Below are 23220 nucleotides of genomic sequence, written 5' to 3'. Positions count from 1 at the left end.
GCAGATTGCGCCATTCAGATTAAGAAAAAGATAATGTAGGCGAAATAAAGCGCTAAAACGCTGATCACGATAAGCGTTGTTTCAAATAACCCTCCCGACTTAGCCTTCTGTTTAGGGGTGTATCTCGTTTTCGTTACTTTCCCTTGGCGCGGTTTTTGCTGTCTTTGTCTCGCGGCAGGCTGCGGTGTTGCTTTTACAGCTTGTTTTCTCTGTACTGCCTTTTGCCCCGTATCGAGCATTTCCTTCTTCATTTCATCTGCGGATTGATATTCTCCGTTCAGCGCTGAAAAAAGCACTTTTTTATACTTTTGCAGCAGCGGTTGTCCTTCGATTAGAGATCTAAGCTGTTCCTTAGGCTGGGTTGTTTTCTTGAATTCTTTTTTATGCACACTGTTGATCATAATCATGGCAACCGCGAACAGATCGTAGGATGGCTCCGCTTTTCTTGTTCCATACCCCCAGTAGCCTCTGTCGTAAAACTCTGTATACTCTTTTATCGCACGGCCTTCCTTTGTCGTGCCGCCTACATCAATGCAGCGGATTCTGGCGGGCGGGCCTGTTACGATCAGATTGTCAGGTTTTAGATCTCCGAATATCCATCCTTGCTGGTGGAGCACCGATAAGCTGGATAAAAGTTGAATCATCAATACCGGTATCCATTCTGCTCCTTTATCACTGACATACTTCAAAAGCAGCGGGCCTTTTATGTATTCCATTGCATAAAATGAAACTTTCGTATTGGCACTGGTGATATAGGCATCATCCGTATCAAAAAAAGAAGGCCCCATCGTAACGGACTGGGCCTTTGAGAAAGATTTCAAGACATTCACTTCAGAAGTAATAGACAGGCTGTCATCACTCACCTTTAAGGCAACATGTCCATCTGATGCTTCTGCCAAATACACAATTCCATTGGCCCCTTTTCCAAGCTGTTTACGCAATGTATAAGTGTTTCCGTTCCACTTGCCTTTGATTGTCGTACCCGGTTGGAGGCTACATGCCAAACTCGTCAAAGCGTCGTTCATCATCTGCCAGCATGCTCCTTCTTGAGCGGATTTTTTCAAATTGCAGTGTCGCTTCACGTATCGCCGGACCTGTCGGCGTGATGCCGCCTGTCGAAAGCTTTGAAAAGAGTGTGGAAAGAGATTGCAGCTTCGGTGTCCAGTTCAGCACAAGCTCGACCTCTTGTTTTTTCCCGGGAAATATACACATCGCAAATTCGTTATTCCCGATTCGGGAATTGAGGCTGACAGACAAATCAATCAGCGCTTCTTTTACTGTAGGAAGCTTAGGCGCCATACTTGCGCTTGTATCAACAAGAACCAAAACCTGAAGATGCACCGTTTCTCCAAGCTCGTCCACCACTTCCATGACTTCGCCGCGTTTTTCCGGAGAAAGCTCTTCCATTTCCACATTCTTTCCGAGAATTTGTTTCAGCTCCTGATTGACTACACCTTGTAAGGTTTGCGTCATCGCTTTTTTCGTTACCATTTGTACGGTTTGTGAAAGCTGAGAAGCATAAACGACTTGATGCACACCGCCGCCGGCAAGCGCAATCCCTTCGACTTCCTTCATTGCCTCAGGGTCAATTTGATTTTCTTCCATTATACCTATGACATTTACCGTAATCCCCTGCTCTTTCGCAAAAGCAGCCATTGCAAGAGGGTCTTCCCCATGATTCGAGCAGCCATCCGTTATCAGCAAAATTTGATTTAAATGTCCGTTATTCACATTCATTCCTCCTGGAGAATACGAGGATTCTCAGATTCATATAATCTCATCTTCGCCAGAAGAAATTTGATTTATACGGAAGCGTTATGAAATTTCTTGTTTGTTTTGAAAGATGGCCGGAACAGGAATGGATGCCCACTTCGGTGTATTATGATCAATCCGGACGACAACAACTGTCATATCATCCTCAATTTGACCCGATCTCGTGCGTATGACTTCCTCCATGAGCAAATCAGCAATCTCCTGCGGGTCATTTGTTTTCAACCCTTTCATTTTGCGCTTCATCCATAAATCATGATTTTCCACATGCTTAGGCCCTTCAAAAATGCCGTCACTCATCATAATTAAGAGATCACCCGCTTTCAGCTGCTCACTCACAACCTCCACATCGAATTCATTAATAATACCGATTGGCAGATTGCTCGCTTGAACTTTCATGACCTGATCGCCCCGTTTGATAAAGCTTGGCGTCGATCCGACCTTTAAAAATTTACAGCTGGCATCTTGAAGATCGATAATAGAAAGGTCAAGCGTGGAATATATCTCGTCAGTCGTCCTCAGGGACAGTATGCTGTTAATCGTTTTAATTGCTATTTTTTCATCAATGCCGGATTCAAGGATTTTCTCAAGAAGCTTAATCGTTTCATTGCTTTCGAAATGCGCTCTTGCGCCATTGCCCATTCCGTCACTGATTGCCGCAGCATATTTTCTGGCTCCGAGCTCCATCATGCTGTAGCTGTCGCCGGAGACAAGGCCGCCTCCCTTCGCAGCGTGAGCCACACCTGTAGATACCCTGTATGATTTTGTTGATCCAAAGGCGACATGACTGTATCCATTTGGATGCGGAGAGTGCTGCTCGGCTTTCACAAGAATTTGTTCTTCCAGAATATCAGAAAGCATAGGGGCAATGATTTTTTCACTTTCTCCATGTCCGCTGAACGGAATGGTCATTTCGATATCGATATTTCCTTGTTCAAGACTATAGATCTCCACATGCTGAATCTCGATTCCAAAATGCTGAAGCGCCTCTATGATTTGCTCTTCCTGCAGAAAGTGCTGTTCCCGCTCTCTTTTTATTTCCCGAGAAAAGTCTGACATGACCTCAGAAACACCTAAAAGCTGTTCAGCAACAAGGCGCCTGCTGTCCTGCACTTTTTTCTTGAGCGTCAAATGGGCATGATGATGTGCGAGTTCATCCTCAATCAGCTCTTCAACCTGCTTTGATTTAGAGCAATGCTGATGAAACTCTTTTTTCAGCCTCCGGTTTGATGCATATTCTTTTTCTTCTGTTTCAAGCATAACTTGTTTCATTAAGTCATATGTTTTATCAAAGTTCTGTACCCAGCACTTGTTTTTCTTGTAGCATGTCTGACAGGAATGCTCTGTGATTTTGCTTAAAAACAGATCAACTTCGCTGTCATCTGTCTTTTCATCTGATGCTTGGTAAAAGGTCGCGAAGCTTTCAGACAGCGCGTGAAATACATTGGAGAACTGATCTACCTTTTGAGCAGTGACATCTCTGATTTTCCTTGCATATTGCTGCTGCTCTTGAAGATGCTCGACAGTTCCCGGAATATATCTCGCCACTTTCTTTGTAATCGATTGAGGTGTAAGCAAAAACAGGCCGACGGCAATTAATGACTCATAAAGCGTTGTCATCAGGCCGGCAGAGCCCTCGCCATATAAAGAAATAAGAAGTGATCCGACGATCAGCCCGATTGCCGCGCCCGCTTTTTTCCCTTCCTTCAGCAAACCGCCTAATAATCCGGAAAAAGCAAGCAGACTCATTTGATAGAGATTTCCGATATTCGCCAAGCCAAGAATCAGCCCGGTCACGACACCAACCGTGCAGCCAATGCTTGCTCCGCCAATAAAGGAAAAACTCAATACAACATAACGAGCCAGTATATGTTCTGCCTGCATCCCTTGGTAGGACAAGCCGGCAAGCCCCGTTAAAACGGAAGCAATCAGGATCATAAAACAGATGATTTCTTCTATTTTTAATGATTGTTTTACTTTTTTCACAGTGAAAATCGGAAGGCTCTGAAGGAAAATCAGCGTCAAAATAAAGGATAATCCAGCTTCAACGACAGCCATCACATAATCATAGGTTGTAAACGTGCCATTTTGAGCGTAAACAAACCCGGCTCTCGCTGCAGCCATGGAGAAGAACACGACAATCGGGAGTGCTTTCACGCGATCGTCGGTGATGAAAGCGGCCACTTTAGAAAATACGAAGAAGGCCAGCAATGCTCCTAGTATGAGCAATGAGTGCTTCGGAGAAATGGTGAGCGCACCTGCAAGCACAGCCAGCACCGCATAAAGCGCCTTGTCTCTTCTAATGAGTAACATCGCTCCAAAGAAAGGAAGCGCGAAAGGAAGCACCTCGGATAATATGAAAGCCCGTCCAAGCAAAAATCCGATGACTACATAAATGAATCCTTTATAGAAAAACAGTGAATGCAAATGATGAGTCACCAGCTTTGCGCCCCTGTTAAAAAACGATTGGAGTTTTTCCAAAGCTTGTCCCGCCATTGGCCCGTTCACTCTTCTTTCTGCTTTTTCCATTCCTCTCATCTCCCACCTGTTATATTCGTTGCCTGTCATTATAGCGAATGCACAGATAGGATTTTGTCAAAAGAAGGTAACAATACCAAAAAAGTCTTCGACGGTTTCTGCCTTGATATTCGGTTATCAAAAGAATTTCCGGAATGTTGTCTAAAAATGAAAAAAATCGGCTTCTGCAAGAGAAACCGATTTTTTAGGATGACCCGTACGGGATTCGAACCCGTGTTACCGCCGTGAAAGGGCGGTGTCTTAACCGCTTGACCAACGGGCCAATCAAATATGGTAGCGGCGGAGGGGATCGAACCCCCGACCTCACGGGTATGAACCGTACGCTCTAGCCAGCTGAGCTACACCGCCATATTTTTTAGTGCTTCTAAGCACAAGTTATATAATACAAAGGTTTGTCCTTTTCGTCAACAGAAACTTTAAAGTTATAATTTTCTGTCAATATTAACGAGAGAGGGTATTAAAAAAAGCATCCGTCGGGATGAACGGATGCTTCATTTATTTATAGAAAGCAGCAAGTTATCCTCTTCTTGCTCCGCGCCCTCCACGTTTTGATTCCGTATTGCGTTTTAAAGATGACAAGCGATCTTCGCTGTCTTTTAAAAACTTATTCATTTTCTGTTCAAAAGATTCTTTCGGACGGAAATCATTTCTAGGTCTGGCTTGCGGACGGTCTTTAGCTTTTTTAATAGATAAACCAATTTTCCCGTCTTTTTCAACGTTGATGACTTTCACTTCAACTTGGTCGCCGACTTTTAAGTGATCGTTAATGTCTTTGACATAGTTATCAGCTACCTCACTGATGTGAACGAGACCGGTTGAGCCTCCAGGCAATTCAACAAATGCTCCAAAATTTGTAATACCTGTAATTTTCCCTTGCAACTTGCTGCCAACTTCAATCGACATAAAAAAAGTGCTCCTCCTTAGGCTTATAAAAAGATCGTTTGCTTAATTATACCTAAATAAAAATTTAAGTGTCAACAAGGCTACTTGCTCTTCTTCTCCACATTGAAGATAATTTCTCCGTCTCCAGACATGAATAAGTCCCTTCTGGCAAGCTCTGTGACGTAATCCTCATCCTTCAATTTGGATATTTCTTCTTTTAAATCCGTTTGTTTTGTCTTTAAACTTTTTAGTTCTTTTTCAAGCTGCTCTTTCTTTTCTTCTTTTGCGCTAAGGGAAGATGTTTGGGACCATACAGAGCTTGCCAGCACGATTGCCGTCAGGAATACTAGGGCGCCGAATACAGTTAACCGTCTGTACAGCCCTTTGCGTCTTCTTTTCTTCAGCTGATTTTGCCGCTCTACTTGTTCTTTATAGTCGTTTTGTATTTGAGTTATCGTTCGTTCTCTCGAAAAATTCAAACCAGACGGTCCTCCTTTCATCTCTTCAAAAAACGTGTAATGGTCGTTCTTATGGTTACCAATAGTTTCTTCTTCTTTTTGAGAAATCCTGCACCTTTTTCAAAATAACGTCTAAAAGTTAGACGCAGTTTCACAGGAAGAAGTTTCAAACATTGTTTTGCGATAAAACGGATCGGAAAACACAGAACCATGGCTATTTTATATAGACACAACAAGAGAAAAACGATCAGGCGGTATGTTTTCTTTAATAAAAACGCCGCCAGCCAGAGGATCGCTCCGCATGTCCATACAATAGGACGAAATAACACGTGCTGAATGAGTTTTTTGAAGAATTGATAAACAGAAACAACAAGGTAAATGACGAATTTCAGTATTTTTATATAGATTCGTTTGCAAAGGCTCTGATACGTCGCAACGCCCAGCAGAACCGCTAAAAAGATATACAGCCTGAATTCTCCCTCATTTACATGAAGCAAGACATAAAAGAATAGCAGCCCTTGCAAAATCCAAAAAAGAATATCATGAATAAATAATAGCCATCTGGCTGTCTTGGCACGAATGACAAAGAGCCGGTATGTATCAAGCGACGCGCCAAGCCAGAGACCCATACCGGACATCGCCAGCATTGTATAGAATTGTGTCGTCAGCGTCATTTAAACAACTTGCTAAAAAACCCTTTAGCTTTATCCCCTTGTTGTTCGTCTAAGTACACTAAATCAAATACCCTGCCTTTAATCGAAACAATCCCTTTTTCCACATCTAGATTTTTCATCTGAAGGTTTTGGCCTCTGACTGAGAGCATGCCCATCACCGTTTCCAGCAGGAATTCTTCGTTATCAAAGCTCTCCACATGCTTAACTCCAGAAATATCTAAATGCTTCCGGCCTTTCATTGTCACATCATGCTGTTCCGGAACAGACGAAGAACCTTTTTGATCATAATATGAATTCATCTATTCAGCCCCCATATCCTCGATACTTTTAGCATTATTACTGCATTGTATGAGGCGGGGGATTTTTTTAGAACAAGCCTATTCGCCGAGTTTTTCTTCCTTTAGGATTGTATACATGTTTGCAGCTTCTTCTTTTTTCGTCGTGTCTTTCAACTCATTGACTTGAACCGTTACAAGCTTTTGGCCGAAGCGGACCGTTAGTTCATCTCCCGGTTTTACGTCAGAGCTTGCTTTAGCCTGGTTTCCGTTAATAGAGATCCGCCCTTGGTCAGCTACTTCCTTTGCTAGTGTACGTCGTTTAATCAGCCGTGATACTTTCAAAAATTTATCTAATCTCATATTTATGATCTCCTCTCAGTTTCTTTTGCTTCATTCCACAGTTTGTCCATGTCCTCAAGAGACATATCAGCCAGCGCGATTCCCTTTTCCTTTGCTGTTTCCTCAATGTACGAGAACCGTCTCCGGAATTTGTCATTGGTCATGGCCAGCGCTTCCTCCGGTTCTATTTTGTAGAAGCGGGCCACATTCACCAGCGCGAACAAAATGTCGCCAAACTCAGCTTTGAGATTGTGTTCATGAGGATCTTCAGAAATCTCGGAAGAAAATTCCTTCATTTCCTCGCTTACCTTTTCCCAAATATCGCTGACGTCTTCCCAGTCAAACCCGACCTTCGCTGCTTTTTTCTGCAGTTTAGCGGCTTTCGAAAGAGCTGGAAGGTTTTTTGGCACGCTGTCTAATAAGGATGCTTCGGCTGTATTTTTTTCGGCCCTTTTGATGTCTTCCCAATTTGCCAAAACATCATTTTCATCGTGAACCTTAACATCTTTAAACACATGGGGATGTCTTCGGACCATTTTTTCACTGATTCCTTTTATGACATCATCAATAGTGAAATAACCTTCATCTTCACCGATTTGCGCGTGAAGTAAGACCTGAAGCAAAACGTCGCCAAGCTCTTCGATCATATGGTCTGTGTCTTCTTCGTCAATTGCTTCGAGAAGTTCATAACATTCTTCAATCATGTATTGTTTTAATGACTGATGCGTCTGCTTTTTATCCCACGGACATCCATTAGGCCCGCGAAGCTCTCTGATGATGCTTCTGAACGCGGAAAATTCGTGATAAAGCAGCTTCTCTTCTTTAATCGGCGGAATATACACACTTGTTAAGTTATTCAAGCCGACATTACGGTCCAGCTCAAATAAAGGCACTGTCTGGATCACCTCGTCACGGCTTCCTGCCGCAGTCACGATCACAACCTCATAATCATCAGGCAGCTTTTCCATCAATGTCAGCTTGACTTCAGAAGCGGTCATTTGGTCGTAAACCTGACAAATGATCAGGTGGTGTCTGAGCTCAAGCTCATCCGCGGACAACGTACCGGCATCCACAAATTGAAAGCCTTCAATCGGGTCGATTTGCAAGGCATTAAATGTGGCATCAAGAAAACTTTGTCCTCCCGCGACTTTCACTTGAACATTTTTCTCTTTCTGCCGCTCCGTCAGCAGCTGTACTGTTTTTTCCGCGACAAAAGGGTGTCCCGGCACTGCATAAACCACGTCCTCACGCTGCGCCTCTTCAAACAGGATATCAGCAATTTCTTCGTATACGGCATCAAACTGGTCATGTTTCTCATATATATCGTCAAAGAAACGGATGTTCTTCGTTTCTTTTTCAAGCTCCTGAATTAAGGGATGGTCCTTGGTTCTGACGTAGAGCGTATCTGCCTTCGTCAGCAGCTTATGTATACCAATTGTCAATTGGTCCATGTCTCCGGCACCAAGTCCGACGACTGTAATATTACCCGCCATGTTGTTCTCTCCTTCTCATGATTTTGCTCAACTTGCTGCCAAAAGGCACACTGTTCAGCTCATCATCTGTAAATATTCCCAATTTCATCATACTATAAATAAATACTGCTCCACCAATGGCAACAGCAGAAATACTTTCAATCGCAGCCGCCCCTCTTCCTGCTGCAGGAAATAAGAAAGTCCAGAGACGCATATACGCAAGCAAGACAGCCGACATGAAAAGGGCAGATCCAATGACCGGAATCAGAACCCCTCTAAGCTTATCGAGCCATTCCTTTTTCCGAAGCTGATACAAGTTAAGGCCGGCGACAGAAGCAAAGGAAGCGGCTGTTGCGAGCGATGCGCCTTCAATCCCGTAGCGCGGAACCAAAAGAGCGTTTAACACCCATTTCACTGCAACGCCCGCGCCCACCGCTATCGCAGGAAAAACGGTGTGCCCCGCCCCCTGCAAAACGGCAGCTGCCGTAACCGCCAGGGACGCAAATAAAATGGAGCAGCTGAATATTTGTAACGCAGCTGTCCCTTCGCCATTTTGAAACAGCATAATATTGACCGGCTCAAGAATGCAAATCAATCCAGCTGACGCCCCTGTACCCAGTACAAGACATAGTTTTAAAGAAGACGCGGCTTTTTCTTTCATGATCTTCAGCTCTTTGTTCTTTACAGCCTTAGAGATATACGGAACGAGTGATGTCGCAATGCTCACCGCGAAAACCGAACCGAGCTGCAATAAAGGTTGTCCCCGGTCATAAATGCCCTTTAGGCGTTTCGCTTCCTCGCTTGCCTCACCACCCGAAAGCAAAGCGTATAAATTCAAAGCGTCGACAAGCTGGATGAACAAAAGCAGCAAACTGCTTACACAAATTGTAACCGAATATAAAAGCAGTTTTTTCGCCAATTCTTTTGTTGTGATAACATGTTCATTTTGTCTATCCGTTTGGTTGTCTCTTGTCGCTTTGAACCAAAAAAATCCAAGTATGATCAACGCCATAAAACTTCCGGCAAGAGAACCGGATGCGGCTGCCGCTCCCGCAGTATAAAGTGAGGCTCCCTTTTTGACGAGCCAAAATGATAAGCCCAGGAGCACAGCAACCCGCAGAAACTGCTCTGTCATCTGCGATAAGGCAGACGGGAGCATATCGTGCCGCCCTTGAAAACCGCCTCTAAGCAACGCGACAAACGGGAACAGCAGAAATGCATACGCAGTCACTTGAATTAACACGGTGAGATGTGAATCCCCCATAAAAAAGGCAATCGGAGCAGCGCCCATATATAAACAAAGAAATAATAAAACACCGATTAAAGACAAAAACACCGCTGATATTTTTAATATGGTGTGATGGCTTTTTTCACTATAATCATTCATCAGTTTTGATATAATGACCGGAAATCCTGATGTTGACAGCATAACCGCAATACCAAGAAAGGGATATACCTGCTGATATATATAAAATCCAACATCGCCGACAATGTTTTGGAACGGGACTCTGTAAACAGCGCTTAATATTTTTGAAATGACGCCTGCCAGAATTAAAACAAAAGCCCCCTGCCAAATCCAATGCCGTTTAACGCCTATTGAATCATCCATCCAAAAGCTCCTTCCCAACGTCAGGGGCAATACGGTTTATGTATTACCGCGGCACAAATAAAAACGAGGTTATTATACCACATCCCAACCCTTGGAATCCTTTTTCGGCATGCATGAAAAAAGAACAGCGTCCCACTGAGAGCTGTTCTTTTCATACCTATTTTCGATAAAAGGAATAAGACCTACTGTTCCATTTGACGAGCTAAAAATCCAGCTGCTGTCTCAACGGCTTTATGTTCTACTTCGCCCATTGTCTGATCCTTTGAAAAAATCACCACGGCGCCAATCGGATCGCCATTCGCCACAATCGGGCCGACAGTATAAGAATTCATGTCCTCATCTATGCCATTAACAAGCTGTACTGATTTCGCATCACTTTCAAGCACGGAACTGCGCTGATCCATTGTTCTTTCGAGCATTTCGCTAATCGATTTGTTCAAGTAGTCTTTTTTTGAGCTGCCAGACACGGCAATATATACGTCACGGTCACAAATAAGGACTGAATGTCCGAGACTGTCGTAAAGCGCGTCTGCATACTCCTTTGCAAAGTCTCCAAGCTCACTGATCGGAGAGTACTTTTTCAAAATCACTTCTCCGTCACGATCTACAAAAATCTCAAGCGGATCGCCTTCCCTGATTCTCAGAGTTCTGCGAATTTCTTTTGGAATCACGACCCGTCCTAAGTCATCAATACGACGTACGATACCGGTTGCTTTCATCTCTGGTGCCTCTCTTTCATTTGATGGTATATACATGTGGGAAAGACCTAAAGCAATTACTTTATGTACCTTCCGCCTCGCTTGAAATTAGTATCCGTCACATCAAATGTAATATACACCAGAGAGTAACAAAATTTACGTTGATGAAATGGTTTGCTTTTTCACATCTTTAAGGCCCTTCAGCATGCCCAGCACGGTTTCGAGCCATTCATCGGCACTTCTGCCTTTCGTCTGTATGGAGATTTTGAGTTTTTTGCCTTCCATTCCCAGTCCGATTTGTCTGCCGTATTTATTGCCGAGCTCAAACAGCTTTTGGCCGTCAATTTCAGCACTTGCTTCTTCAGAAATCGTCAATCTGACCGCATCTTTATCCTGCTTCACCAGCTCCACACGCTCTTGTTTCGCATAAACCTTCATTTCCGCAACAGTAAACAAGTATTCGACTTCTTTCGGATAGTTGCCAAACCGGTCGATCATTTCGTCTTGAAGTTCATTCTTCTCTTCGATTGTAGCCACAGACCTGAAGCGTTTATACATATCAATTTTCTGTTTGCCGTCTTGGATATAGGTTTCCGGAATATACGCATCAAGCTCGACATCAATTTCTGTTTCAAACTGCTCCGTCTTCGCTGTGTCTCCTTTACGCTCTTCAATGGCCTCCTTCAGCATTTGTGAATAGAGGTCAAATCCGACTGAATCGATGAAGCCGTGCTGCTGGGCGCCAAGAAGATTCCCGGCTCCGCGAATCGTTAAGTCTCGCATTGCGATTTTAAAACCGGAACCAAGTTCTGTGAACTCTTTAATGGCCTGCAGCCTTTTTTCAGCCACTTCTGTCAGCACTTTATCCCGGCGGTACGTGAAGTACGCATACGCCACACGATTAGAACGGCCGACACGCCCCCGCAGCTGGTAAAGCTGGGAAAGACCCATCTTGTCGGCGTCAAATACGATCAGCGTATTAACGTTCGGGATATCTACGCCTGTTTCTATAATGGTTGTGCTGACGAGAACATCTGATTCTCCTTCAAGGAAATTTAGCATAACGGTTTCTAATTCATTTTCTGTCATCTTCCCGTGCGCATAAGCCACCTTTGCGTCAGGGACAAGCATTGAGATCTCATCCGCTTTCCGCTCGATATCCTCTACCCGGTTGTACAAGAAGTAGACCTGTCCTCCGCGTGCAAGCTCGCGTTCAATCGCCTCCCTGACAAGGGCACCGTTGTATTCCACAACATACGTCTGTACGGGGAAGCGGTTTTCCGGCGGAGTCTCGATAACTGACAAATCCCTTACGCCAAGCATAGACATATGCAGCGTACGAGGAATCGGTGTCGCCGTTAATGTTAATACATCAACATTGGCTTTGATCTGCTTGATCTTTTCTTTATGGGTTACACCGAAACGCTGCTCTTCATCAATGATGAGGAGCCCTAAGTCTTTATAAACGACATCTTTTGATAGCAACCGGTGCGTCCCGATGACGATATCTACAGTGCCGTTTTTCAATCCTTTGATCGTTTCGTTCGCTTCTTTTCTCGTTCTGAATCTGCTGAGAAGGCCGATATTAATCGGATAATCCTGAAAACGTTCAGTAATGGTCTCATAGTGCTGCTGTGCCAATATCGTTGTCGGAACGAGCAGTGCGACCTGCTTTCCGTCACCAATCGCCTTAAACGCGGCACGTATGGCAACCTCTGTTTTCCCGTAGCCTACATCTCCGCACAGCAAGCGGTCCATCGGACGTTCTCTTTCCATATCCTTTTTAATTTCGTGAATGGAGCGGAGCTGATCCTCAGTCTCTTGATAAGGGAACGCTGATTCGAATTCACGCTGCATCTCATGGTCAGGAGAAAACGCATAGCCCTTGCTCGCTTCCCTTTCGGCATACAGCTTGATTAAGTCATCGGCAATATCCTGAACAGATGTCTCTACTTTCTTCTTGACCCGTTTCCATTCGCTTCCGCCTAATTTATACAGCTTCGGCTCTTTTCCTTCGGAGCCGACATATTTTTGCACCTGATCAATTTGTTCAACAGGGACGTAAAGCTTGTCGCTTCCCTGATAATGAATATTTAAATAGTCTTTATGGATTCCATTGATTTCAAGGGTCTCGATCCCTAAATACTTTCCGATCCCGTGATTAATATGAACGACATAATCGCCAATTTGAAGCTCGGAGTAGCTCTTGATACGCTCTGCATTGGTCAGCTTCTGTTTTCGGGGCTTCTTTTTCACACGGTTTTTGAACAGTTCTTCTTCCGTAATAACGGCTAGCTTCATTAACGGCAGCTCAAATCCCGATTGGAGCTCGCCTTCCATGATATAGACCTGTCCCTGAACAAGCGCTTTTTTGCTGTCTGTCATAGCGGCTTCGATTTCATAATCAGCCAGAACCGAAGATAATCTCTGAGTTCGTTCTTTATTTGCTCCTAAGAACACAACGGTGAAGTTGGATTTTTTAAAGCGCTCCATTTCACCCGCAAGTACGTTCATTTGGCCATGAAAGCTTTGCATTTGTCTGCTGGACACATTGACGATATTTTGCGGGCTCGTATGGTGTACATGCCGCAAAAATAAAGAGTAGTACAGCAGAGGCCGTTTTTGCTCAGCCACTATTTTTTGGAAGCTGAATGACAAACTGATGTCATGCAAAATCTTCCCTTCCTCAAGAAGGTTTGTTATGAACTCCGCTTCTTCTTTTTGAAGCTGTTCTTCCATCTCATGAATCCGGCTGACTTCATCCAAAATCAGAAGTGTGTTCTCAGGTGTATAATCTAGTAAACTAGCAGGCTTTTCATAGAAATATGAGAGATACTTCACCAGCTCTTGGTCTGTCTGTCCTTCAGATAAGCGTTCTTTATCATGAGAAATATTCGCATGAAGAATTTCTTTTTGCTTGTCGGCCTTTAATTTTTTCAGGCTATCGGCAAGACCTTCATCGATTTTCTCCATCGCCCGCGCTTTTTCTTCAGGTCTGATAATCAATTCCTTCGCGGGACCGATATTGATCGAAGTCAGGGTTTCGATTGACCGCTGATCATCTGAATTAAAGCTGCGGATTGAATCCACTTCGGTGTCAAAAAGTTCAATCCTCACCGGATGCTCTGAAGTAAGCGGGTAAATATCAATGATTCCACCGCGAATGCTGAATTCTCCAGGCGCAGAAACCATATCAGACCGCTCATATCCTACCTCTACCAAACGTGATGCAAGCTGATCAGGTTCTATATCATGGCCCACTTGAATGAGCATTTGGCTGTTTTTCCACACCTCTACAGGCGGGAGCATTCTTCTGATTGCAGCTACAGGAGCAACGACAATTGGCGCTTCCCCATTCGTTAATCTATTAATGACATCTAATCGCTGCGCACGCAATTCAGGGCTTGCGACTGCGATTTCTGATGAAATGAGTTCATTTACGGGGTACAAAAGGACAGACCGATCCTCTAGAAGTGAAGTCAGATCATCCGTTACTTTCTGGGCTTGATATAAGTTATGGGTGATTAGAAAGATTGGCTTATTCGTTTCATTAGCCAGGGCGGAAGTAAAAACAGAACGCGCGGAACCCGACAGACCCGCGAGCAGCTGTTCCTTCAGCCCCTCGTGTAAACCGTTGATGATGGATTTAAAGTCATCGCTTTCTTTTATAAAGGTTTGAATGTTGTCCATATGGCCCCTCCTCTCTGTTTCCTGCGAGAACAGAAAAACGCTTTGGTCTAGTGTCTACACCAAAGCTTTTTATTGAATAAATGTGTGATGTTCGTGGTAATGCGGATTTCGGTCAAGCGCCTCTTGGCAATCTTCACATATTGTCAAAACATGGACATCTCCATTTTCTTTATAAGAAATCATATCGTTTCTTTCCTCGTTTGTTAAGTGCTGAAATCCAAGTGAGTCAGTCGAAACCAAGGAAGATTCGAGACTGCCTACTTTCACTCCGCAATGACGACAATAATAATGCAAAGCCATACAAGGGACCTCCTGATGAAAAAGTCATTTTGGTGTAGTATGGACTTTGTTGATTCATTTTATACCTTTGCGTTAAATTCGTTCATGACTTCTAAAAACGGTTTGCTCAGAGAAGCTTCACAAGCCTTCACAGATTTATCGATCGCTCCATCAATCTCAGGTGCTTCGTCCTTGGTGAAGGAACCTAACACATAATCAACGACCTTCATGCCATTTACAGGCCGGCCGATCCCAATGCGGATGCGGTCAAACTCGGATGTTCCAAGATGCTGGATCAATGATTTAATGCCATTGTGCCCTCCAGCGCTTCCTTTCGTTCGCAAACGGATTTTTCCAGTCGGAAGATCAAGATCATCGTATATGACTGTCAAATCTTCGTTATCGACATCATAGTAGTCCATTAAAGGGCGCAAACATTCTCCTGATAAATTCATATATGTAAGCGGTTTAACAAGTAGAACCTTTTTGCCGGAAACAAATCCGGTTCCGTATAATCCGTTAAATTTATTTTGATTCAGCTCTATATTCCATTCCTTCGCAAGCTGGTCTATCACCATAAATCCGACATTATGCCGTGTATTTTCATAGTTTTTCCCCGGGTTTCCGAGACCGGCAATTACAAGCATGGCGAATCCTCCCTTAGTCACATAAACTCCCGTCTGTGTATACGGGCTATAATTCTTCTCATTCTAGCACAAAAGACGTAACCTCGGGAGGGTTACGCCTTAAGCTATTATTGTTCTTTGTTTTCACCTTCAGGCTGAGCATCGGCAGATTCCTCTTCATCTATCTCAGCTGTTTCCTGCTGCTGCGGAGGAAGGATGGAAGCCACGACCTCATCTGATTCATGATTAAAGGAGTAGTCACCGCCAGCAGGCAAATCCGCAATCGTCAGCACTTCATTTACGTCGAGCTTTGAAATGTCTGCCTCAATCGTTTGCGGAATGGCTTTTGGCTTAGCCTTTACGGTTAGTTCATACAGCGGCTGCTGCAATACGCCTCCGTTTTTCACTCCAATGGCTTCTCCGGTCAGATGGATCGGAACTTCCACCTCAATGTCTTCACTCATATTGACCACTTGAAAGTCAGCATGAGTAATTTCATTTTTCAGCGGGTCCGTTTGCAGGTCAGTTACCATGACAGAATGCTGCTTTCCGCCGACGTCAAGCGTAAGGACTGTATTTTTCCCTTCGTCCCTCAGCGTTTTGATCAGCTCCACACTGTCTAATGATACAGGTTTGTTTTCCGTGTTTTTCCCGTATATAATACCTGGAACATGTCCTGAAGTACGGATATTCCGAAGAGACGAACGAGTAAAGTCCGTTCTTTCTTTTGCCGTTAAAGTTGCCATATTCAGCACCATCCTATTATCGTTTTATTGTCCTATTACAAACAATACCCATAACGATAAGGATTTAAACCTCAAAAATCGGTTTAGCTGAACAGATAGCTTACTGATTGCTGCTCATGAACGCGAATAATCGCTTCAGCCAGAAGCGGTCCGACTGAAAGCTGCTTGAATCGTTCAATTTTCTTTTCTTCAGGAAGCTTGATGCTGTTTGTCACAACAAGCTCTTTAATTGTTGAATTGTTAATTCGTTCAACAGCAGGACCTGAAAGCACAGGGTGTGTACAGCATGCATATACTTCTTTCGCTCCGTTTTCAACGAGCGCATTAGCAGCAAGCGTAATGGTACCTGCAGTATCGATAATGTCATCGATAAGGATAGCCGTCTTCCCTTCGATATTACCTACAATATTCATGACTTCCGCCACGTTTGGACGCGGACGGCGTTTGTCGATAATCGCAATCGGCGCTTTTAATCGGTCAGCCAGTTTGCGGGCGCGTGTCACACCGCCGTGGTCTGGTGAAACAATGACGATATCTTCAAGGTTTTTGCCTTCAAAATATTCTCCTAAAATCGGAACACCCATTAAGTGGTCAATCGGTATATCAAAGAATCCTTGAATTTGCGGCGCATGCAGGTCAAGTGCAATCACACGAGTCGCGCCGGCTGTTTCAAGCAGGTTAGCAAAAAGTTTTGCTGTGATTGGCTCGCGGGATCTTGCTTTTCTGTCTTGACGCGCATAACCGTAATAAGGAATAACAATGTTAATCGTTTTTGCAGAAGCGCGTTTTAACGCATCTACCATAATCAGCAGTTCCATAATATGCTCGTTAACGGGGTCACTTGTAGACTGGATGATATAACAGTCACATCCGCGAATGCTTTCTTCGATATTAATTTGGACTTCCCCGTCACTAAATCTTGTGACAGAACATTTTCCTAATTGAACTCCAACTATATCTGCGATTTCTTTTGCAAGCTCTGGATTCGAATTCAAAGAAAAAATCTTTAAATTCTTATCTCCGTATTGATTAGACATGGATAAACCTCCGAATTTAGGATTATTTTTTATGAATATTTTTCACATAATCGTCTTTATTAACTTGTCTCGCTCTGGCAATAGCAAGCGCTTTTCCAGGTACATCTTCCGTAACAGTTGAACCAGCCGCAACATAAGCGCCTTCTCCGACTGTGACAGGGGCAACCAAGTTGGAGTTGCAGCCGATAAACGCGCCGTCTTCAATTTTCGTCAAATATTTATTCTTTCCATCATAATTGACAGTTATTGATCCGCAGCCCAGGTTTACATCTGTGCCTACCTCAGCATCACCGACATAGCTTAAATGAGAAGCCTTGCTTCGGTCTCCGAATTGAGTCTTTTTGATTTCAACAAAATTCCCGATCTTCACTTCATTCCCGATGACGGAATCAGGTCTGATATGAGCAAAAGGTCCTATGTTAACATCATTCCCCACTTTACTGTGATTGACTACCGATTGCTTAATAACGGTACGGCTGCCAATTGAACTATTCATAACCTCCGTATGAGGGCCGATAATCGTATCTTCTCCGATTTGCACCTCACCTTTAATCACAGTTCCAGGATAAATTACAGTATCGCTTCCGATGACAGCGTCAGGAGAAATATACGTGTTCATCGGGTCAATCAGCGTTACGCCATTTTGCATATGCTGTTTATTAATACGCTCTTTCATAAATTGTTCTGCCTGAGAAAGAGCAACTCTATCATTAACTCCGAGCGTTTCTTGGAAATTACCAGTCTGGTAAGCGGCAACAGTTTCGCCTTCGTTTTTAAGAATCTCTATGACATCCGGCAAATAATACTCGCCTTGGGCATTATCATTAGACACCTGATCAATGGCCCGGAATAACGCTTCATTATCAAAACAATACGTACCGGTATTGATCTCGGTCACTAGACGTTCTTCTTCTGAGGCGTCCTTATGCTCAACGATTTTTTGAACTGCTCCGTTTTCGCCGCGAATAATGCGGCCGTATCCGGTTGGGTCTTCTGCAACCGCAGTCAAAATCGTAGCTTTCGCTTCTCTTTGTGTATGTTCTTTCAGCATCTGTTCCATTGTCTCTGCTGTTAAAAGCGGCGTATCTCCGCATATGACAATCGTGACGCCTTTTTCGGCAGCAAGAAATGGCTGTGCCTGTTTTACAGCATGAGCAGTGCCAAGCTGTTCTGCTTGAAGCGCGTACTCGCTTTTATCACCAAGCTGCTTTTTCACATCTTCCGCACCATGTCCGACAATCGTGACAAGCTTTGATAAAGATAACTTTAAGGCTTCGTCCACGACGTGCTCTACCATAGGCTTACCGCAAACTGGATGAAGGACTTTATAAAGCTTTGATTTCATTCTCGTTCCTTGTCCAGCCGCTAAAACAACTGCAAACCGCTTATCCATTTATTGGCCTCCAATATCCCTTTTATCCATAGAAAAATATATCCTAAATATCTTCTGATTTCAAGGAGACTTCATGAAGTGCAAGAATTTTCTATTGAGTGCAATTAAGTTTGAAAAATCAGAATTAAAAAAGGACCGCCGGAAAAAGGCTTTTGTCAGCCCTTTCAGCAGTCCTTGCTTTTTGGTTATTTTTTAAGAAGCTCCAGCTTCTTCGAATTCTAATGCTTCAGTGTCACCCAAACGATGATACTCATTTAACACGGCATCTTGAATCTTTCCTCGCGTGCTTGAATTAATTGGATGAGCAATATCGCGGAACTCTCCATCAGGGGTGCGTTTACTCGGCATCGCAACGAAAAGACCATTGTTTCCATCAATCACACGAATATCATGAACAACAAATTCGTGATCCAGCGTGATGGATGCAATCGCTCTCATGCGACCATCGGTATTCACGCGGCGTAATCTTACGTCAGTAACTTCCACAGTAGTTCACCACCTTTTCCCTATATAAAAGCATTAGAGTATCAATTCCACGATTTTTTCTGAAATCCTGCTCGTTTTTAAAATATTTTTTGAAAAAATAGGATATAGTTACACAATTAGGTCATAACGCTTTTATCTCGGGCATAAGGTAAATAAAAAAGTGATTCCGAGCTTACCCAGAATCACTTTTCTTATTATTTTACCAATGCGATAACTTCGATCTCGACCAGCGCGTCTTTAGGGAGTCTCGCGACTTCAACGCAAGATCTCGCCGGTTTGTGAGTGTCAAAATATTGTCCGTACACTTCATTTACTTCCGCGAACTGTTCCATATCCGCGATAAATACAGTTGCCTTTACAACTGTTTCAAAAGAAGCGCCCGCTTCTTCCAGCACCGCTTTTAAGTTGCTGAATACTTGATGAGTCTGCTCCTTAATATCACCGTTCACCATTTCGCCTGAAGGAGTTAAAGGGATTTGTCCTGAGCTGTAAAACATATTATTTACGATAATCCCTTGTGAGTAAGGACCGATTGCCGCTGGGGCATGTTTTGTGTGGACTGCTTTTGTCATAATTCTGTCTCTCCATTCTTTAAAAGATTGTCTTTAAAAAAACGCAGAAAATTGCCATTCTGAATTTCAATGGACTTCTCTTTCATGTTGATGGTTGAAAGAGTAAGAAGTGACATATATTCATCAACAAGACGTTCATCTACTCCTTCGGCTTCAACCAAGACGCCGATCCCCGCCACATTTGCGTTAAACTCATCCAACAGGTTAATCATACCATTAATTGTGCCGCCCGCTTTCATAAAGTCGTCAATGATGAGTACGTTTGAACCCGTTTTCATGCTTCTTTTCGCAAGTGACATCGTCTGAATGCGATTTGAGGAGCCTGAGACGTAATTAATGCTGACTGTGGAGCCTTCTGTTACCTTGTTGTCTTTGCGAACGATGACGACAGGCACATTCAGATAGCTCGCAGCTGCGTACGCCAGAGGGATGCCTTTCGTGGCAACGGTCATGACAACATCAATTTCGCGGTCAGCAAACACAGAAGCAAATAGCTTCCCTACCTTGGAGAGTACAGATGGTTTTCCTAAGATATCCGTTAAGTATACATAACCGCCCGGAAGGATACGCTCAGGATTTGCCAGCGACTGCCCAAGTGTCTGCACAAACTCTTCAGCTTCAGCCTGCTTCATTTTCGGAATATATTTGACGCCTCCGGCAGCTCCGGGAACAGTAAGCAAAGTACCGATCCCCTGCTGTTCAAAGGTTTGCTTTATAATTGTTAAATCTTCACTGATCGATGATTTTGCAGATTCATACCGCTCAGAAAAAAAGGTTAGCGGTATTAACTCGTGCGGATGGGTTAACAAGTAATTTGTTAAGTCCACCAATCTGCCGCTGCGACGAAACTTCATGAACTTACCCCCAAAATCCGAATATTTTAAGATCAATATAACTTAACATACGGATTTAATCAAGAGCGTTCTTTTCGCCGATCATTCTCACCGCATAAACTTGATCGCAGAAGCCTCTTAACCCGTTATAAATTCTTTGCACCTTCGATTCATACTGAACCAATCCAAACACCGTCGGCCCGCTCCCGCTCATTAACACGGCATCTGCGCCAAAGCGTTTCATTTGGTTTTTGATCATCGCGACTTCAGGATGCATATCAAGCGTAACAGATTCCAGAACATTGCCTAAACGGCTGCACATCTTTTGAAAACTCTTTTCCTCTATAGCCTCAATCATGCCATGCACATCTGGATGCTCTACATCATCCAGCTTTAGCTGTCTGTATACTTCAGCAGTTGAAACACCGATTGTCGGCTTGGCTAAAATGACCCAGCAGTGCGGAGGCGTGCTGATATGTTTAATTTTCTCGCCGCGTCCTGTGGCCAGTGCAGTTCCGCCATAGACACAAAATGAAACGTCAGAGCCAATTTCCGCTCCAAGCTCAGCAAGCGTTTCTGCTGAAAGATTTAAATTCCACAGTCTGTTCAGCCCTCTGAGCGTCGCCGCAGCGTCACTGCTTCCGCCGGCAAGACCGGCAGCTACCGGAATTGCCTTTGTGATCATGATGGAAACTCCCTTTTTCACGTTGTATCTGTCCTTGATCAGCTTGGCAGCCTGATAAGCTAAATTTCTTTGGTCATCGGGCACAAAACGGTTGTGGGAGGAAACCCTCACTTCATCCTCTGCCAGCTCCGTCAATTCAATCCGATCCGCTAAATCAATCGTCGTCATGATCATTTCGACTTCATGATAGCCATCCGGGCGTTTACGGGTGACGTCAAGTGACAGATTGATCTTGGCTGGCGCTTTTTCTAAAATACGCATAGCTTTCACCTACTTCTCCATCTAAACATAAGTATGAACATTGTATCACATTTGAAGTACAGGATGAACATATCCATATTGCAGCCCATTATGTATTTATATCCAACGCAAAAAACCGGGGAACGGCATGTCCCCCGGGTCACATCCTTATCGGTTATTCTGATTCTGAGCCATTTGCTGTTCGGCGATTTCAATGGCGCGCTTTACCATGTTACCAGCATCGCGGGCCTTAATTTCACCCCAGCCGCCATTTTTTACTGTGTCATAAAAACCAAGGTCTTTAGCCAGCTCATATTTAAACTCATCTGACATAACTCCACGACGTCTGCCCAAACGAAACAACCCCTTTTTTAGAAGTGATAGCCATTCGTGCACGTCACGATAATATGTGACCGTTTTATCTTTTGTTAAATCAGATGGAACTTTCGTTAAAATTACTGGAAACCAAAAAAGTGCAAAACAAAAAGCAGTAAACAAAAGGTTCACTGCCCGTTAAAATGCCACTGAGCTTGCGGCGTCATCATTAAATGTCAGCTCTACAGTCTCAGTCAAAATATCAGCATAACTGTATGAAACTCTTTCAAACGAGTTCTCGTCTTGATCTAGTTGTATCACAAAAACAGAAGGGTACGTCTCAGCTAAAATGCCCGAACGCTCAATCGTTTTTCGGCGGCCACCGTTTGCTTTTAACGTCAGCCTTTTACCTAAATTCCCATCAAGCGATCTTTTAATATCGGACAACGTCTTCGCCATTGCATCCACCTCACTACATTTATTGTACAACATGAGCCCATTTTTGTCAAATAAAATTTAAATTATATCAACGTTAACAAGACATTGTCAATAAAATTATTTTGACAAAATTCTATGATTCCTCAATTATTTTCCGCAAGTTTCGGTAAATTATGTATCATTATGTAAAATAAAAAACCCGCATAGAAGATCTATGCGGGTTTTTTATCTGTTAATTGGACTTATAAGGCATTCCAATTCTCAGCACTCCTCTTGTTTCAATACCTCCAAGCCCTTTCTCTCTCGTCAGCGTATTACGGAGCACTTCCCATACATTGATTCGTTCCATAAACGGCGTAAAACTGATTTTCGCGACGATATATACCGGATCAAGCGCATGAATGTTGACTCTTGATGGTGAACTCGCGAAATTCGCTCCCGCTCTTATGAGTGATTCAAAATGGGATTGGCAGGCACCCGCAAAAATAACAAGCTGATCTAAGTGAGGGATCTTTTTTCGGGCGTTTTGAACCGTTTCAACAAAGTGCTTTGAATGTCTGTACGCGTTCAAATCATCAACGCTGCCCTTTTGCTTCGAGTACGCATCATGCCCTGTTATCACCAGAATATCAGGTCGATATTTGTCGAGCAATTCTTCAATAGAAGCAGACATTTTCTTTTCATGACAATGGATGCCGTAGACCGGCACTCCAATTTTTTTATAGACATTCAGGCATTTTTTCAGATACGCTTCATCACCGTCCAGGTGAAGCACCTTGCCAGGCATATGAAAATAATGCTCCTGATGCTGATATTGGCTTGTCGCATAGTACTCCTGCTTTTCTCTGAGCAGCTTATAATCCTGGCGGAGCAATTCGAGCGATTCGTTCATTCTGCTCTCATCTTTCTTTTTCCGCATCATCTGCTCATCTTTTTTTACCGTTACCAGATCAGAAAAATCCGAATCAGCAATCAGCCTGACTTCATCACCATGCAAAACGGCGATTGAATTTCCTTTGCTCGTTTGCTCTATTCCTATAATGCGAAACAAAACATCCATTTGATAGGATTTTCTGGCTACCATATCCCCTATTTGAAATTGCACGTTCCTCACTCCACACATAGACTAAGCCTCATCATGAAAGAAAGAGCCTTGAGAAAG

General features: G+C 43.6%; 24 protein-coding genes and 2 tRNA genes. All 26 read right to left on the bottom strand.

Annotated features, from left to right (window positions below; all coding sequences use genetic code 11):
* Window positions 1-14: 14 nt before the first annotated feature.
* The 26 genes from prkT to prtG all read right to left on the bottom strand — a co-directional run bounded on the left by prkT (window position 15) and on the right by prtG (window position 23163).
* A complete protein-coding gene (gene prkT, locus EFK13_RS00405; protein WP_129506955.1) occupies window positions 15-1028 on the bottom strand; it encodes a serine/threonine protein kinase PrkT in 1014 nt (337 codons plus the stop codon).
* Window positions 994-1731 (bottom strand): vWA domain-containing protein, encoded by a 738-nt coding sequence (locus EFK13_RS00400; RefSeq protein WP_129506956.1) that lies wholly within the window; start codon window positions 1729-1731, stop codon window positions 994-996. The genes prkT and EFK13_RS00400 overlap by 35 nt, the downstream gene beginning before the upstream one ends.
* 84 nt (window positions 1732-1815) lie before the next feature.
* Window positions 1816-4299, bottom strand: coding sequence for a stage II sporulation protein E (gene spoIIE / locus EFK13_RS00395; RefSeq protein WP_129506957.1), 2484 nt, complete (start codon window positions 4297-4299; stop codon window positions 1816-1818).
* Between the two features lie 199 nt (window positions 4300-4498).
* Window positions 4499-4570 (bottom strand) — tRNA-Glu (locus EFK13_RS00390).
* A gap of 9 nt (window positions 4571-4579) precedes the next feature.
* A tRNA-Met gene (locus EFK13_RS00385) sits at window positions 4580-4656 on the bottom strand.
* 168 nt (window positions 4657-4824) lie between these two features.
* A complete protein-coding gene (locus tag EFK13_RS00380; RefSeq protein WP_003218379.1) occupies window positions 4825-5211 on the bottom strand; it encodes a S1 domain-containing RNA-binding protein in 387 nt (128 codons plus the stop codon).
* Between the two features lie 80 nt (window positions 5212-5291).
* Window positions 5292-5669 carry a cell division protein DivIC gene (gene divIC, locus EFK13_RS00375; protein ID WP_129506958.1) on the bottom strand — a complete coding sequence of 126 codons (378 nt, stop codon included), beginning with the start codon at window positions 5667-5669 and terminating at the stop codon, window positions 5292-5294.
* 17 nt (window positions 5670-5686) lie between these two features.
* Window positions 5687-6322 (bottom strand): spore cortex biosynthesis protein YabQ, encoded by a 636-nt coding sequence (gene yabQ, locus EFK13_RS00370; RefSeq protein ID WP_129506959.1) that lies wholly within the window; start codon window positions 6320-6322, stop codon window positions 5687-5689.
* Window positions 6319-6621 (bottom strand): sporulation protein YabP, encoded by a 303-nt coding sequence (yabP, locus tag EFK13_RS00365; protein WP_003226714.1) that lies wholly within the window; start codon window positions 6619-6621, stop codon window positions 6319-6321. The genes yabQ and yabP overlap by 4 nt, the downstream gene beginning before the upstream one ends.
* A gap of 78 nt (window positions 6622-6699) precedes the next feature.
* Window positions 6700-6960: an RNA-binding S4 domain-containing protein gene (locus EFK13_RS00360; protein WP_003226716.1), complete on the bottom strand. Its 261-nt coding sequence runs from the start codon at window positions 6958-6960 to the stop codon at window positions 6700-6702.
* A gap of 2 nt (window positions 6961-6962) precedes the next feature.
* Window positions 6963-8432 carry a bifunctional methyltransferase/pyrophosphohydrolase YabN gene (gene yabN / locus EFK13_RS00355; protein ID WP_129506960.1) on the bottom strand — a complete coding sequence of 490 codons (1470 nt, stop codon included), beginning with the start codon at window positions 8430-8432 and terminating at the stop codon, window positions 6963-6965.
* Entirely contained in the window at window positions 8422-10020 is a 1599-nt protein-coding gene (locus tag EFK13_RS00350; RefSeq protein ID WP_129506961.1) for a putative polysaccharide biosynthesis protein, read from the bottom strand. The genes yabN and EFK13_RS00350 overlap by 11 nt, the downstream gene beginning before the upstream one ends.
* Before the next feature lie 182 nt (window positions 10021-10202).
* Entirely contained in the window at window positions 10203-10739 is a 537-nt protein-coding gene (gene spoVT, locus EFK13_RS00345) for a stage V sporulation protein T (protein WP_003218365.1), read from the bottom strand.
* A 135-nt stretch (window positions 10740-10874) separates the two neighbouring features.
* Window positions 10875-14408, bottom strand: a complete 3534-nt coding sequence (gene mfd, locus EFK13_RS00340) for a transcription-repair coupling factor (protein ID WP_129506962.1) — start codon at window positions 14406-14408, stop codon at window positions 10875-10877.
* Between the two features lie 69 nt (window positions 14409-14477).
* Window positions 14478-14708 (bottom strand): anti-sigma-F factor Fin, encoded by a 231-nt coding sequence (fin, locus tag EFK13_RS00335; protein WP_129506963.1) that lies wholly within the window; start codon window positions 14706-14708, stop codon window positions 14478-14480.
* A 59-nt stretch (window positions 14709-14767) separates the two neighbouring features.
* The gene (gene pth / locus EFK13_RS00330) at window positions 14768-15334 is read right to left on the bottom strand and encodes an aminoacyl-tRNA hydrolase (RefSeq protein ID WP_129506964.1); all 567 of its coding nucleotides are present in this window, start codon (window positions 15332-15334) and stop codon (window positions 14768-14770) included.
* A 107-nt stretch (window positions 15335-15441) separates the two neighbouring features.
* Window positions 15442-16059 (bottom strand): 50S ribosomal protein L25/general stress protein Ctc, encoded by a 618-nt coding sequence (locus EFK13_RS00325; protein ID WP_129506965.1) that lies wholly within the window; start codon window positions 16057-16059, stop codon window positions 15442-15444.
* 83 nt (window positions 16060-16142) lie between these two features.
* Complete coding sequence (locus tag EFK13_RS00320) at window positions 16143-17096, bottom strand: ribose-phosphate diphosphokinase (protein ID WP_003218353.1); 954 nt, start codon at window positions 17094-17096, stop codon at window positions 16143-16145.
* A gap of 22 nt (window positions 17097-17118) precedes the next feature.
* Complete coding sequence (gene glmU, locus EFK13_RS00315) at window positions 17119-18489, bottom strand: bifunctional UDP-N-acetylglucosamine diphosphorylase/glucosamine-1-phosphate N-acetyltransferase GlmU (protein ID WP_129506966.1); 1371 nt, start codon at window positions 18487-18489, stop codon at window positions 17119-17121.
* Between the two features lie 192 nt (window positions 18490-18681).
* Window positions 18682-18975: a septation regulator SpoVG gene (gene spoVG, locus EFK13_RS00310; RefSeq protein WP_003218346.1), complete on the bottom strand. Its 294-nt coding sequence runs from the start codon at window positions 18973-18975 to the stop codon at window positions 18682-18684.
* Between the two features lie 194 nt (window positions 18976-19169).
* A complete protein-coding gene (gene ridA, locus EFK13_RS00305; protein WP_003226738.1) occupies window positions 19170-19547 on the bottom strand; it encodes a 2-iminobutanoate/2-iminopropanoate deaminase in 378 nt (125 codons plus the stop codon).
* The gene (gene purR / locus EFK13_RS00300; protein ID WP_064814085.1) at window positions 19544-20401 is read right to left on the bottom strand and encodes a pur operon repressor; all 858 of its coding nucleotides are present in this window, start codon (window positions 20399-20401) and stop codon (window positions 19544-19546) included. The genes ridA and purR overlap by 4 nt, the downstream gene beginning before the upstream one ends.
* 55 nt (window positions 20402-20456) lie before the next feature.
* Window positions 20457-21326: a 4-(cytidine 5'-diphospho)-2-C-methyl-D-erythritol kinase gene (ispE, locus tag EFK13_RS00295; RefSeq protein ID WP_129506982.1), complete on the bottom strand. Its 870-nt coding sequence runs from the start codon at window positions 21324-21326 to the stop codon at window positions 20457-20459.
* 147 nt (window positions 21327-21473) lie between these two features.
* A complete protein-coding gene (locus tag EFK13_RS00290) occupies window positions 21474-21659 on the bottom strand; it encodes a small, acid-soluble spore protein, alpha/beta type (RefSeq protein WP_064814087.1) in 186 nt (61 codons plus the stop codon).
* 159 nt (window positions 21660-21818) lie between these two features.
* The gene (gene veg / locus EFK13_RS00285) at window positions 21819-22079 is read right to left on the bottom strand and encodes a biofilm formation stimulator Veg (RefSeq protein WP_003218330.1); all 261 of its coding nucleotides are present in this window, start codon (window positions 22077-22079) and stop codon (window positions 21819-21821) included.
* A gap of 211 nt (window positions 22080-22290) precedes the next feature.
* The gene (prtG, locus tag EFK13_RS00280) at window positions 22291-23163 is read right to left on the bottom strand and encodes a sporulation-specific protease PrtG (protein ID WP_129506967.1); all 873 of its coding nucleotides are present in this window, start codon (window positions 23161-23163) and stop codon (window positions 22291-22293) included.
* Window positions 23164-23220: the final 57 nt, after the last annotated feature.

This window comes from Bacillus cabrialesii (assembly GCF_004124315.2).
GTDB classification, from domain to species: Bacteria; Bacillota; Bacilli; order Bacillales; family Bacillaceae; genus Bacillus; species Bacillus cabrialesii.
Note: the sequence above shows the minus strand (reverse complement) of the source record. Positions and strands in the feature narration are given on the sequence as shown.